Origin of the sequence: Salicola sp. Rm-C-2C1-2 (assembly GCF_040196175.1) — a bacterium.
Taxonomy (GTDB): Bacteria; Pseudomonadota; Gammaproteobacteria; order Pseudomonadales; family Oleiphilaceae; genus Halospina.
Genome location: NZ_JBEFNF010000004.1, coordinates 147,336 through 160,426, shown reverse-complemented (window position 1 = coordinate 160,426; position 13,091 = coordinate 147,336). Strand labels below are relative to the sequence as shown.

The window sequence follows — 13,091 nt, the reverse complement described above, 5'->3', positions numbered from 1 at the left end:
GAATCCAGCGACACGTGCGGCCCGCGGCGCAATGCGCGTTTTTACTGCGGTCCGTTACCCGCCTTGGCCGCCATTTTCTCAGGCCGCAGCAGGAACCGCGCCAGAGCCGGCATCAGCCAAATGGCGCCGACCATATTCCAGAGGAACATAAAGGTCAGCAGCAGGCCCATGTCCGCCTGGAACTTGATCGGCGATAGCATCCAGGTGAACACGCCCAGCGCCAGTGTGATACCAGTGAAGGCCACGGCCTTGCCGGTGCTGCGCAGTGTCTCGAAGTAGGCTTCCTGCAGCGGATAGCCTGCTTTCAGGAAGCGCTCCAGCTTACTGAACATATAGATACCGTAGTCCACGCCAATACCAACACCCAGCGCGATGACCGGTAGCGTGGCGACCTTGATGCCGATACCGGCCTGGGCCATGAGCGCCTCAGCGATGATCGAGGTCAACCCCAGCGGCAGGATGACACAGAGCACGGCACGCACAGACCGGAAGCTGATCAGACACAGCAACGAGACCACGCCATAGACGGCCAACAGCATCTTGTTCTTGGCACTCGCAATCACCTCGTTGGTGGCCGCTTCAACACCGGCATTGCCCGCACCCAGAAGGAAGCGGTGACTGTCGTTGTTGTACTCGTCCGCAAAGTCCTCCACCTCGTCGGTCACACGGCGCAGGGTCTCTGCCTTGTGATCGTCGAGATAGGCCACCAGCGGCGTGAGGCTGCAATCGGTGTTGATCATGCCACTCGGCGCCTGCCGGATGGAGGCATTGATAATGGTCTGGTTCCGGGAGATCTCGTACCAGTTCCAGTTGCCTTCATTCAGCGCCCGGGTCACGATCTTGGAAACATCCGCCAAAGAGCCGGTCGACTCCACGCCTTTGGTATTGGCAAGCCGCCACTGGAGCCGGTCCAGCGAGCGCAGAACCGGGTACTCGGTACAGGTCTCTGGTGGCGTCTCAACCATAACGACCAGCACATCCGCGGACTGGCTGTAGTTGTCCACTATAAAACGGTTGTCCTGGTTGTACTGACTTTCAGGCCGCAGTTCAGGTGCCCCCTGATCCAGATCGCCGACCTTGAGATCCTGCTTGTAGTACATGGCAACACTAAAGCCGACCACTGCGATCAGCAATGAAACCGGTGCCACGCCGGGATGGGCAAAGTAGGACATGAGGCGCCACTTGCGATCCGCGCCACCCTCATGGTTCTGCACATGCTTGACGCCACCTTTTGTGATCCCGATGTAGGACATGACCACGGGATGCAACACCAGATTCGTAATGATGATTACCGCTACCCCGATGCCAGCCGCTACTGCCAGATCCCGGATCACGTCGATCTCGATGAACAGCAGCGTCAGGAAACCGAAGGCGTCACTGACCAGCGCGACGATACCGGGGATATAGAGGGACCGGAACGCCAGCCGGGCGCTGGTCAGCGGGTCAAAGCCCTTGGCCGCCTCCAGCGCCATGGCATTGACCACCTGCACCCCGTGGCTTATTCCGATCGCGAACACAAGGAATGGGACAAGAACCGAGTAGGGATCCAGGCCGTAGCCGAGCAGACGCAGAATGCCCATCTGCCAGAACACTGCGATGATCGAGACAAGCACGGGCACCAGGGTTCCGGCAATGCAGCGTGAGTACCAGAACAGGAACACTGTGGTCAGCACAATCGTGACCAGCGCGAACAGCGCAACGGACTCAATCCCCTCGATCAGGTCACCCACAAGCTTGGCAAAGCCAACAATGTGGATATCAACACTGGGATTCTGCTCCTCGAACTGCTGGCGGATCTTTTCCTCGAGCTGGCGTGAAAATGCCCGATAGTCAATCGGCTCGCCGGTTTCCGGATTCTGCTCAAGCAACGGCGCGTAGATAATTGAAGACTCAAAATCGTCCGCTACCAGTGAGCCTATAGTGCTGGAGCGCAGTACGTTGTTACGCACCTTTTCCAACGACTCAGAGGAGCCATCATAATCATCCGGTATTATGGTGCCACCCTGGAAGCCCTCCTCCGTGACCTCCTGCCACCGGACATTGGGTGTCCAGAGTGACTTGAGGCCGGAACGATTGACGCCATTAAGATAAAAGACCTCGTCTGTAATCTTCTCAAGCGTCTCCAGGTACTCCTTTTCAAAGATGGTGCCGTCCTCGTTCTCAACAGCGATCCGCACAAAGTTGCCTAGGTTCGACAAGTCCTCGCGGTGTTCCATCATATTGACGATGTAAGGATGCTCCAGCGGTATGAGCCGCTCGAAGCTGGCATCGGGCTGGATCTTCACCGCGTTGTAGCCGAGAAACAACGTCAACGCGAGAAAGACGATCAGGATGATCGGCCTATTATTGAAGATCAGCCGCTCAATCATGGGCTCAGTGCCCGCGGACGGAGCGCGTCGCTCACCGTCGGAATTCCAGTTAGACATTCAGTAAATCCTCAAAACCGTTTGCTGGGGTACTGCCGTTCAGTCGGGTTCAGGCGCCATCAGCGGGTCTTCTTCCTGACCCTTGCCACGACGGTCTGTAAGAACCGCCCCGTTTTCACCCACCAGCACCAAGCCATTATCCGGAACCTGGGTTACGCCCACGTAGGAATGGCGGGCCGGGCGGACATGCTCTGAAAAGCTCTGCCCGCCATCGCTGCTGTAGATCACAGCCCCGTCGTTGGCGACGATAACGATCTCTCCCTCGTCATTCACATCCCCGGCGTTGAGCGTACGGTCGCTGCTGGAATCCACTGATTTCCACTCGTCTCCATTCTGTGAGCGGTAGACATTGCCGCGCAGACCGAAGGCCAGTACACCGCCGTCACCAGTGCCGACAACACCGAAGAAGGACCCTGGATACCCGGGCTCAAGGGTTTCCCAGGTCCTGCCTTCATCGGTCGAGCGATACACAAAGCCCGACTCACCCGCGATATAGAGCTCGCCCCCCTCAACCTGTGTGATCTCATTAAGATGGAAGCGGTTCGGATTATCGATACTGTCCGAAATCGGCTGCCAGGTCTCACCCCCATCCTCCGTGCGGTAAATAAGGTTGTAGGCGCCAACCGCGATGCCGTAATCAGCATCCCGGAACCAGACGTCCAGCATCGGCTGCCAGGGCCCGAACTTTTTCAGATCTTCCTGTAGGATATCCCGTGCGTAGATCAGGTCATCCAGCTCCCACTTCAGGTCCGATATGCGACCTTCATCCTCAGCCGCTTCAATTTCCGCCTTCTGGGCGTCAATCCGCTGCTCATACTGGGTTACCAGCTTAGGGATGCCTTCACGGCCATCGAACTGGTGTTCCCAGGTTTCACCACCATCACCGGAGTGAAGGATGACACCACTGTGGCCTACCGCCCATCCCTCACTGGCGTTGCCCTCTGGAAAATCAACGCCAGTGAGTGTTGCGGAGACAGGTACCTCCGCCTGAGTCCAGCTCTTGCCGCCATCGTCGGAGTAAACAATATGGCCACGCTCACCCACAGCGACCAGCCGATCACCAAGATGCTCCACATCCAGCAGCAAAGACTCGGCCGCGAGATCCGTGTCCAGCGCGGGTATCTCAAGGATGTCGCGCTCGGCGTGCGCCGATCCGACACCACCAGCAGCAATAGCAGCGGTCATACCGATACCGACAATACGTTTCCTGGTTCGAGAGAACATTCAGACTGCCTTTCTGACTTGAACTGATTTAAGGGTTCCAGACGCCAGCAGACCCGGGCTGCGCCGGGTCTGTCCGAGCCTCTTTCAGCGGCGCCCGCGACGCCGCAGCGCCTGGGGAGAGAAATACCGTCGGTTCGGCACACGGTCCGTGAATACCCGGGTCTGCCCTTCCTCGGTATCGAGCCCCTGCACGTGGTACCGCTTGGACTGGAGATCGTGGAACACGTCAATCGCCGTCCAGACTGTGGGTACCTCGTAGTAGCTCTTCTCCATGGCTTGGCTCACCCGCCAGAGTTCACCGCGACCGTCGTACTGATCAACACTCACAACCTTCCAGCTGTCCGCGTCGATGTAGAAGACTCGGCGTGAGAAGATATGGCGCTTGTCTTCCTTGAGATTGGCCTCAACCACATGCACCCGATGGCGTTCCCAGCGCTGCAGGTCTGGATTCAGGTGTTTTTTACCGAGAATCTTCTCGTACTCAAGTCCACGCTGAGCGATATCATAATTATTATACGGAATGTAAAACTGCTGAATGCCGCGATATTCCCAGTTATATTTGTCGAGTGCCCCGTTGAACAGGTCCGTCTCATCCGCGGTTCGGAGGTTGTCCGCAGCCGCAATGGGCGAATCATACGCCAGATTGGGCGCCCGACGTACCCGGCGCTGACCGGCATTGTAGCCCCAGGCCCGGCGCGGCTCATTAACCTGGTTCAGCGTCTCATGGATCAGTACCGCGCCCCCGGCCAGACGCGGCGGTGATGTGGCCTCTGAGAGATAATAGAACAGCGTGTTTTCAAGCGTGCTCTCATCCCCTTCCGGGTTGTAGAAGTTGTAGAAAATTTCCTGTTCAGACATGGTCAGGCTATAGTCGCCATCCGTTTCAACGGCCACCTCGCCGGAACGGCGATTCACGAAGATACCTCGCCAGCTGGTCAGATGATTCCACATGGCCTGCTGGGCCTGTTGCTCATTAGTGCCATGCAGGATAGGGAAAGGAATACCACCGTAGGCACCGTCAATGCCGTTGCCTTCACCCACCAATTCCGCCTCGGTCGCATTTTCCTCAATATTGTTAAGGATCCTGTCCGGCCAGGCCATTGTGCGCCGTGATGGATAGACATTGATCTCGTAGGTATCCGGATAGGTCTCGAGCAGCGCCTTGGTTCCGGCAGTCAGGTACTGGTCATACTCGCCCATGTTGTCCGCCGTGACGGTATGACGGATCTTATCGTCCGGAAACGGATTCGGGTGAAAGTCACCGGAGCCACCGTAGTCAACGTTGCTCGGCGGGCCGTCCAGCCCGCCGTCGTAGGCTGGAATGACGCCATCGTCGCTGCCGGCACTAGGAGCACCGAAACGCGTAAATTCCTCGCCGCCCAAACGGGCCGCCTCGGAACTGGAAACCTCGGCCAGCGGGCCTGCCGTGCCAAGCAAAAGCCCACCGGTAACGGCGGCCACAAGCGCGCGGCTCAGCCGTAGTTCTCTATTTCGCATCGTTAGGGTCCTGTTGTTTTGTGCTACCAGCCGGGATTTGGCATTGACTGCAGACACGGCTCTCCGAAAGCGTAGACGATTGCTCCGTTTTGTCCATTCAGCAGTACATCACCCGGATTCATCCAGACTTTTGGTAACCACTTCGTAAAGATCGCGGGACAGGTCCGGAAGATCCCGTAGTTCACGCAGGACACCAGCCATGGAATCACGCAGGTGCGGTGCATACCGCTGCCAGCGGGTGAGTGGCTGAGCAAGCTGGGCTGAAATCTGGGGGTTGAAGCTATCCAGCCGGCGGATCTGCTCGCCGAGAAAGCGGTGTCCACGGCCATCCGGGCTGTGGAAATGCGCCAGGTTCCGGCCCGCGAAGACACCGACAACCATACGAACCTTGTTAGGGTTTTTCCAATCAAAGGCAGGATGCTCCAGCAATTGTGTGACACGCGTCACATCGCCAACCCAAGGGCTTCCGGACTGTGCTGCAAACCACTGCTCAACCACCTGCGGATCGTGCTGCCAGTCGTCGTAGAAGCGCGCGAGAACATCTTCGCGTTCCTCGTCGAAGGGAGAGTCGACCAGTGCTTTCAGCGCCGCCAGCCGATCGGTCATGTTGGTGGCCTGACCAAATTGGGTAACCGCCTGGTTACGACCCTGATCATCACCAATACGGGTCAACATTGTGAGGGCACTATTGCTCAACGAGCGGGCTGCCACCTGCCGGGGCTCAAAGGCATAGTCTTCATCAGGGTGATGATCACGACGCACCTGCAGCAGTTCCTCACGCAGGGCCGAACTGAGCGTCTGTTCCACCTGATGCCGGGCCCGGTCAATGGCGGCCACATCCGCCTCTTCGGTAAGCTCTATAAGCCAGGCTGTAGCCGGAAGTGCGAGCATCCGCGCCACCATGGCGGGATCCAGCCCCGGAGTTGTTAGCAGTGTCCGATACGCCTCGATCAATCGTGGATCCACTTCCGTATCAAGACCCTGCTGGATCGAAAGGATTACATCCACAGCCAGTTTCTGTCCGGCATCCCAACGATTGAAACCGTCCGGATCATGGCTTGCCAGAAACATGAGCTGATCCCGCGTCCAGGGGTAATCAAGCTTGACCGGAGCGGAAAAGCCCCGCAACAGAGACGGCACAGGGCGCTCGCCCAACCCCCTGAAGTGAAAACTGTGCTCGCCCTCCATGAGTTCCAGAACAGCCTCGGTATTGTGCTCCGAATCCAGCACCAGCGGCTCGCCGCTGGTGCTGATCAGCCCCATACGGACCGGAATGTGAAATGGCTTTTTGTTCGATTGACCCGGCGTAGGGGGGCACGATTGGCGGATGGTCAGGCTGTAGGTTCCCGAATCGGCATCGAACTGATCCGTGACACGCAATTCAGGCGTCCCTGCCTGCTCATACCATCGACGGAACTGCGTCAGGTCACGGCTGCTGGCGTCTTCCATGGCCCTGACGAAATCATCAGTTGTGACCGCCTGCCCGTCATAGCGGGCGAAATACAGATCACTGCCCTCCCGGAACAGATCCGGCCCGAGCAGGGTATGGATCATCCGCACCACTTCCGCCCCCTTCTCATAGACAGTGAGGGTGTAGAAATTGGCGATCTCAATGTAGGAGTCCGGCCGCACAGGATGTGCCATGGGGCCCGCGTCCTCAGCGAACTGCGCCGTGCGCAGCATGTTCACATGGTCGATGCGCTGGACCGTGGCCGAGCCCATGTCAGCAGAAAACTGGTTGTCACGGAAAACGGTAAAACCTTCCTTGAGACTGAGTTGGAACCAGTCCCGGCAGGTGACCCGATTGCCGGACCAGTTATGGAAGTACTCATGGGCAACAATGCTCTCAATCCGATCATAAGCGGCATCGGTGGCGGTTTCAGGGCTGGCCAGCACACAGGAGGAGTTGAAGATGTTCAGGCCCTTGTTCTCCATGGCCCCCATATTGAAGTCATCCACGGCCACGACTATAAAGATATCGAGATCGTACTCACGCCCATAAACCTCTTCGTCCCAGGCCATGGCCTTTTTAAGGGATGTCAGAGCGTGGTCACACTTAGCCTCATTGCGTGCTTCCACATACATGCGCAGATCAATGGTGCGCCCGGACCCGGTGACGAATTCATCCCGCTTCTCCACCAGATCGCCAGCGACCATGGCGAACAGATAGCTGGGCTTGGGGTAAGGATCTTCCCAGGTCACCTGGTGTCGTCCGTCGCCCAGCTCCCCCCAGTCAACCGGATTGCCGTTAGCTAGAAGGACCGGATAGGTATGCTGCTGCGCTTCGATCCGGGTGCGGTAGCAGGCCATCACGTCAGGGCGGTCCAGAAAATAAGTAATGCGCCGGAACCCTTCCGGCTCGCACTGAGTGCAAAACATCCCCGAAGACTGGTAGAGCCCTTCAAGCCGGGTGTTGTTCTGCGGCTGGATGCGGGTGGTGATATCAAGATGAAACTGATCCGGCACACCGGGCACGGTAAGAGAGCCCTCGTCAACACGGTGGCCCTCAACAGGTCGCCCATCGAGCATCAGTGACACCAGCTCAAGATCCTCGCCATGCAGTACCAGCTCCCGTGCCCCGGAGTCATCCTCTGGATTGCGGTGGATCTGCAGCCGTGAATGCACCATGGCGCTGTCCTCAAACAGTTCAATGCGCAGGTCGACATGATCGATGAGAAAGGCGGGGACGCGATAATCCGCCAGATGAACGGCCTTGGGTTGCTCTGCTCTCATGACGGTAGCTCTTGTTGTTGGTTGGTTCTGTCGCTCAAGCGCGGATCAGTGGCGGGTATCGTGAACCTGAACATCACCATCCCCTTTACTAGAGTCCGGTCGCTCGATGCTACCGGTTCGCTCCTCCGTTGGGATGTTGTGCTCGTTCTCATACCAGATGATGGCTTCCATGCAGATGCGCTTCTGCTCCTCGCTCAGGGGCTGGCCATCCGGCCACTTGCCCAGTTGCAGTGACTCGCGCAGACGTTGATAGATGCGCGGATCGAGCTGTCGGATCAACTCTTCATAAGTCATTATCCTCTCCTCATATCATTCGCTAACCGTACCAGACCGTAGGCCAGACCACTGAGCAGGCCACCCAGATGGGCCGCGTTCGCCATACTGGCGCCCAGCAGGGCTTCTGTCAGCGGTGTGAGGCCGATCAGCAACCACACCACTGCGACCGTCATCAGTGCTGGCGGGAACTGGAACCGTGGTCGCCGTTGGTTGCTCAGCCAGACGTAGCCCAGAACCCCGTACACCACCCCAGAAAGTCCGCCGAACAGCGGCCCCGAGAGCAGGAACTGCGGAATGTTGCCGCCCAGTGAGGTCACCAGCACCAGGGTCACCATATGACGCCGCCCGTCCATCGCCTCAATCTGGCTGCCCAGGAACCAGAGCATGACGCCGTTGAAGATCAGATGCATCAGGCTGAAATGGAGAAGATCCGGCGTCAGGAGGCGCCAGAGCTGCAGGTTCCCGAGGGTTCCGGTCAGGGCCTCGACGCGGTATTCGAAACTGGCGACAGGCCATTCATAGGGATTGACGATGGTCAGCAGCACCATGAGCTGCTCACGCGCTCCAAAGGCGGTCATCCAGGCCACCAGGGCAGCCGCCACGATCAATGCGAAGGTAAAGGGGGCGTCCTTCGGGCCGGCCTGCCAATGGCCTGGTATCCCGCGACGCTGACGCGGCTTTGTAAAGCCTTCCGGGGCACCGGCATGACGGGGATCGTCCAGGTAGCGTGATAGTGCGTCCGTCACCGGCTGGCGCAGCTGTTCACCCTTGATGAAAAGCACCTGATGACCTTCCTCATGCTCAATGACATGGGTTACTCCCTGCGAATCCAGCCAGCGCCTGAACGGTTCCAGGTTCACTCGCTCCGGGATGGCCGCAATGCGGATCATGACTCCTGCTCCGAACGGTTGACCTCAACCCAGACAAAGTGATCAGGGTCCAGATACGCCTCATCACCCAAGCGATACGCCACCATGCGTCCATACTTCACCGCACTGTAATCCAGGCAGGCCACATTGGGCGTGAGCGGCTTGGGTACGCCTTCGAGCCAGTAATGGCCGACAAACACAGGTGGTTCACTCTCGTCATAGCTGAGCACTCTTTGACGTTCTTCACGCTCCAGCGGGCGATCGGCCACATCAGCCGGCAGCGGATCCGGCTGGAAAACGATATCACCGTAGGTTTCCGCTTTATCTGCCCAGAACTTGGTTCGGAAGAACTGACGCTGGAAACCGTCCCGACCGGTCATAACCCGATCATCCGGCAACTTCATGGCCGTGCCGCGCAGCAGCCTATCCATCACCCGGCCAGCAAAGGAGTTTGGCGCCATGGAAGCGTGCAGGAAATCCTCATTGATGCATCCGTCGGGATGGATCTGCTCGAACTGGCGGATCAGGTGCTCATCCCAGCAGGCGTGCACCACCCGGAAACCGTCCCGCTCAATAAAGAGCGGCAGCTCGTAGAACCAGTTGAGGAAGTCGTGCCACTCGTCGTCATAGCGCTCAAACTGATCAAGCGTCGCCTGGATCAGACGCGTGTGACGCTCGTTGTGCTCACGTACATGACGCCGGCCACTGCCCGGGCGCGCCAGGGTACAGAACCCCAGAGCGTTATATTCATGGTTGCCCATCACGATCAGGGCGGAACCACGTTCGACCATATCGCGCACAAGGTGCAGCGCCTCCCGGATACGCGGGCCGCGGTCGATGATATCGCCCAGAAACACGGCCATGCGCGAGGGGTGTTCATAGACACCCTGGCGTTGACGGTACCCCATCTGCTCCAGCAGCCGCACCAGCGTCAGTGCACAGCCGTGGATATCCCCAATGATGTCATAGCCCTGCGAACGCCTCATGCGTGCCCCATTCAGCTTGCTGCAATGGTGCTGGCCCAGCCCAGTTTCTCGCGGCAGGTCGCGTAGAAGTTGTGGTCACTGGGATGAATCAGATTCAGGCGGAAGGGGCGCTTAGCGATGGAAATAGCATCACCCGGACCGCAGGAGAGCTCCTTCTGACCATCACAGCTGATCTGGGGCCAAGCTTCGTTGGCCTCGTCAACAATCAGCTTGATCTCGCTGTTGCCGTCCACGACGATCGGCCGACTGCTCAGCGTGTGCGGGAACATAGGCACCAGCACAATGGCATCCAGCTTGGGATGCATGATAGGCCCGCCCCCGGACAGGGCATAGGCAGTGGAACCGGTGGGGGTGGAGACAATAAGCCCATCAGAACGCTGGCTGTAAACGAACTGGCCCTCGATGTAGAGATCAAACCCGATCATCCGAGTGGATCGCCCCGGATGCAGAACCACATCATTGAGCGCGGTGCCGAAGCCCGTGGGCTCGCCGTTGCGCTTGATCTCGGTATCCAGCATAAAACGCCGCTCCTGGATGTAGTCCCCTTCCAGAACGGCGTTCAGCCGGGTTTCAAGTTCATCCGGCGAGATATCGGTGAGAAAGCCGAGTCGCCCACGGTTGACCCCGAGAATCGGGATGTTCGATTTAGCCAGGTCCCGCACGGCGCCCAGAAGGCTGCCGTCGCCGCCAACGACGATGGCCAGATCGCAGATTTCGCCAATCAGCTTCTTGCTGGCCACCTGCAGCCCATGGCCGGGCAGCACAGAGGCGGTATCGGCCTCCAGCACCACCTGGTAGTCGTTTTCAATGAGGTAGCTCTTGAGCCTGCGCAGCGTCTCTACAACCTTGACACTGCCCATGCGCCCTATCACACCAATGTTCTTGAAAGTCTCCATCAACCGCCTTAGTCCGCCGGTAGCCCGTGGGTAACATCCCCACAGTCTACCGGATCACGGCCGAGCACGGGAATCGCTGATTCAAAGTGCTGCGGCCACCCGACTGCCCTGATCAATGGCACGCTTGGCATCCAGCTCCGCGGCCACATCCGAACCACCGATCAGAGTGACCGTCTCGCCGGCATTCTCAAGATCCGCCTGGAGCTCACGGAGCGGTTCCTGGCCAGTGCAAACGATGATGTTGTCCACCGCCAGCACCTGGGGCTCGCCATCGATGCTTACATGCAGCCCTTCGTCATCGATGTGGTGATACTCGACACTGGGAATCATGCGCACGTTGCGCATTTTCAGCGAGCTCCGGTGAATCCAGCCAGTGGTCTTGCCCAGGCCCTTACCCGGTTTGGAGGTCTTGCGCTGAAGCAGCGCGACCTCGCGTGGCGGTGTTGGTGGGTTGGGCTGCAGACCTTCCACGCCCCCCGGGGTTTCCACGCTGACGTCAACACCCCACTCTTTCATGAAGTGCTCCGGATCCAGCGACGGTGACGCTCCCTCATGCGTCAGATATTCGGAAACGTCGAAGCCGATACCGCCGGCACCCATCACCGCCACGCGGCGGCCTACCGGCGCCTCCTTCTTCAGAACATCGATGTAGCCCAGGACGGAGGGATGATCGATTCCCGGAATCTCCGGTGTACGCGGATAGACGCCCGTCGCCATCAGAATCTCGTCATAGCCCTGCCCGGCCAGCGTTTCCTTTGTCGCCCTGGTGTTCAGGTGCAGGTTCACCCTGTACTTCTCAATCATCCGCCGGTAGTAGCGCAGTGTCTCGTGGAACTCTTCCTTGCCGGGGATCTTCTTGGCCATATTGAACTGGCCGCCGACCTCATTGGCGGAATCGAACAGGTGCACCTGGTGACCGCGCTCGGCCGCCACTGTGGCAGCGGCCAAACCCGCAGGACCGGCGCCGACGACCGCGATGCGTTTCGCCTGATCGACCGGCTCATAGACCAACTCCGTCTCATGACAGGCACGCGGATTCACGAGGCAGGAGGTAAGCTTGCCCTGAAAGGTATGGTCCAGGCAGGCCTGGTTGCAGGCGATGCAGGTGTTGATCTCATCCGCGCGATCGTCCGCTGCTTTAGCAATCAGGTCGCCGTCCGCGAGGAAGGGGCGCGCCATGGAAACCATGTCGGCATCTCCTTCAGCGATCACCTTCTCCGCCAGATCCGGCATATTGATGCGGTTGGTGGTCACCAATGGAATGCTGACTTGGCCTTTAAGGCGCGCCGTCACCTTACTGAAGGCCCCACGCGGCACCATGGTGGCGATGGTCGGTACCCGGGATTCGTGCCAGCCGATGCCGGAATTGATGATGTTGGCGCCGGCCTTCTCTACTTCCTTGGCCAGGTGCACCACCTCTTCCCAGGTGCTGCCCTCATCCACCAGATCGATCATGGAGAGTCGATAGATGATGATGAAGTCCTCGCCCACGACCTCACGCACGCGGCGAATGATCTCCAGCGGCAGCCGGATGCGGTTCTCAAACGAACCGCCCCACTTGTCAGTGCGGTGGTTGGTGCGCCGGGCGATGAACTGGTTGATGAAGTAGCCCTCCGAGCCCATGATCTCGACGCCGTCATAGCCGGCCTCGCGTGCCAGGCGTGCACAGTTGGCGTAATCGTCGATCTGTTTCTCAACCTCGTCCGTTTCCAGGGCCCTGGGTGTGAAGGGGTTGATGGGAGCCTGGATGGCCGACGGCGCCACAAGATCCGGAGAGTAGGCGTAGCGACCAGTGTGCAGGATCTGCATGCAGATCTTGCCGCCGGCCTGGTGTACGTGATCGGTAACGATGCGATGTTCCCGAGCTTCCTCCTCGGTATCCATTTTAGCGGCGCCCTTCATGACCGCCCCTTCCGGGTTCGGCCCAATGCCACCGGTGACGATGAGCCCCACACTGCGCGCCCGTTCCGCGTAGAACGCCCCCAGGCGCTCGAAGCCATTGGGCGCCTCCTCCAGACCGGTATGCATAGAGCCCATAAGGGCCCTGTTGCGGAGCTGGGTGAAGCCCAGATCAAGTGGCTGCAGAAGATGCGGATAGGCGTTGCTGTCGGATGGGTTCTGGGTCATGGCGGTCTCCTTATTCTGGATGCCTCACAAAGTACGCACGTGGTCCTGATGCTACAA

9 protein-coding genes are annotated in these 13,091 nt (G+C 58.9%); all 9 read right to left on the bottom strand.

Features of this window, described 5'->3' with window-relative positions:
• Positions 1 to 41: 41 nt before the first annotated feature.
• A complete protein-coding gene (locus AAF659_RS09250) occupies positions 42 to 2,426 on the bottom strand; it encodes an efflux RND transporter permease subunit (RefSeq protein ID WP_349751460.1) in 2,385 nt (794 codons plus the stop codon).
• Positions 2,427 to 2,465: 39 nt separating this feature from the next.
• Positions 2,466 to 3,650: a WD40/YVTN/BNR-like repeat-containing protein gene (locus AAF659_RS09245; protein ID WP_349751459.1), complete on the bottom strand. Its 1,185-nt coding sequence runs from the start codon at positions 3,648 to 3,650 to the stop codon at positions 2,466 to 2,468.
• A gap of 84 nt (positions 3,651 to 3,734) precedes the next feature.
• A complete protein-coding gene (locus tag AAF659_RS09240; RefSeq protein WP_349751458.1) occupies positions 3,735 to 5,147 on the bottom strand; it encodes a DUF1329 domain-containing protein in 1,413 nt (470 codons plus the stop codon).
• 108 nt (positions 5,148 to 5,255) lie between these two features.
• The gene (gene pepN / locus AAF659_RS09235) at positions 5,256 to 7,880 is read right to left on the bottom strand and encodes an aminopeptidase N (RefSeq protein ID WP_349751457.1); all 2,625 of its coding nucleotides are present in this window, start codon (positions 7,878 to 7,880) and stop codon (positions 5,256 to 5,258) included.
• A gap of 45 nt (positions 7,881 to 7,925) precedes the next feature.
• Entirely contained in the window at positions 7,926 to 8,174 is a 249-nt protein-coding gene (locus AAF659_RS09230; RefSeq protein WP_349751456.1) for a DUF1315 family protein, read from the bottom strand.
• Positions 8,174 to 9,046, bottom strand: a complete 873-nt coding sequence (locus AAF659_RS09225) for a rhomboid family intramembrane serine protease (RefSeq protein ID WP_349751455.1) — start codon at positions 9,044 to 9,046, stop codon at positions 8,174 to 8,176. Before AAF659_RS09225 ends, AAF659_RS09230 begins: the two co-directional genes overlap by 1 nt.
• Positions 9,043 to 10,011: a metallophosphoesterase gene (locus tag AAF659_RS09220; RefSeq protein WP_349751454.1), complete on the bottom strand. Its 969-nt coding sequence runs from the start codon at positions 10,009 to 10,011 to the stop codon at positions 9,043 to 9,045. Before AAF659_RS09220 ends, AAF659_RS09225 begins: the two co-directional genes overlap by 4 nt.
• An 11-nt stretch (positions 10,012 to 10,022) precedes the next feature.
• Positions 10,023 to 10,907, bottom strand: a complete 885-nt coding sequence (locus tag AAF659_RS09215; RefSeq protein WP_349751453.1) for an NAD(+) kinase — start codon at positions 10,905 to 10,907, stop codon at positions 10,023 to 10,025.
• Between the two features lie 81 nt (positions 10,908 to 10,988).
• Positions 10,989 to 13,034 (bottom strand): oxidoreductase, encoded by a 2,046-nt coding sequence (locus AAF659_RS09210; RefSeq protein WP_349751452.1) that lies wholly within the window; start codon positions 13,032 to 13,034, stop codon positions 10,989 to 10,991.
• Positions 13,035 to 13,091 lie beyond the last annotated feature (57 nt).

Bases quoted from the DNA above. Each gene is read 5' to 3' on its own strand.
- AAF659_RS09225 (WP_349751455.1), bottom strand. From the start codon at position 9,046: ATGATCCGCATTGCGGCCATCCCGGAGCGAGTGAACCTGGAACCGTTC.
- AAF659_RS09240 (WP_349751458.1), bottom strand. From the start codon at position 5,147: ATGCGAAATAGAGAACTACGGCTGAGCCGCGCGCTTGTGGCCGCCGTT.
- pepN (WP_349751457.1), bottom strand. From the start codon at position 7,880: ATGAGAGCAGAGCAACCCAAGGCCGTTCATCTGGCGGATTATCGCGTC.
- AAF659_RS09250 (WP_349751460.1), bottom strand. From the start codon at position 2,426: ATGTCTAACTGGAATTCCGACGGTGAGCGACGCGCTCCGTCCGCGGGC.
- AAF659_RS09220 (WP_349751454.1), bottom strand. From the start codon at position 10,011: ATGAGGCGTTCGCAGGGCTATGACATCATTGGGGATATCCACGGCTGT.
- AAF659_RS09245 (WP_349751459.1), bottom strand. From the start codon at position 3,650: ATGTTCTCTCGAACCAGGAAACGTATTGTCGGTATCGGTATGACCGCT.
- AAF659_RS09210 (WP_349751452.1), bottom strand. From the start codon at position 13,034: ATGACCCAGAACCCATCCGACAGCAACGCCTATCCGCATCTTCTGCAG.
- AAF659_RS09215 (WP_349751453.1), bottom strand. From the start codon at position 10,907: ATGGAGACTTTCAAGAACATTGGTGTGATAGGGCGCATGGGCAGTGTC.
- AAF659_RS09230 (WP_349751456.1), bottom strand. From the start codon at position 8,174: ATGACTTATGAAGAGTTGATCCGACAGCTCGATCCGCGCATCTATCAA.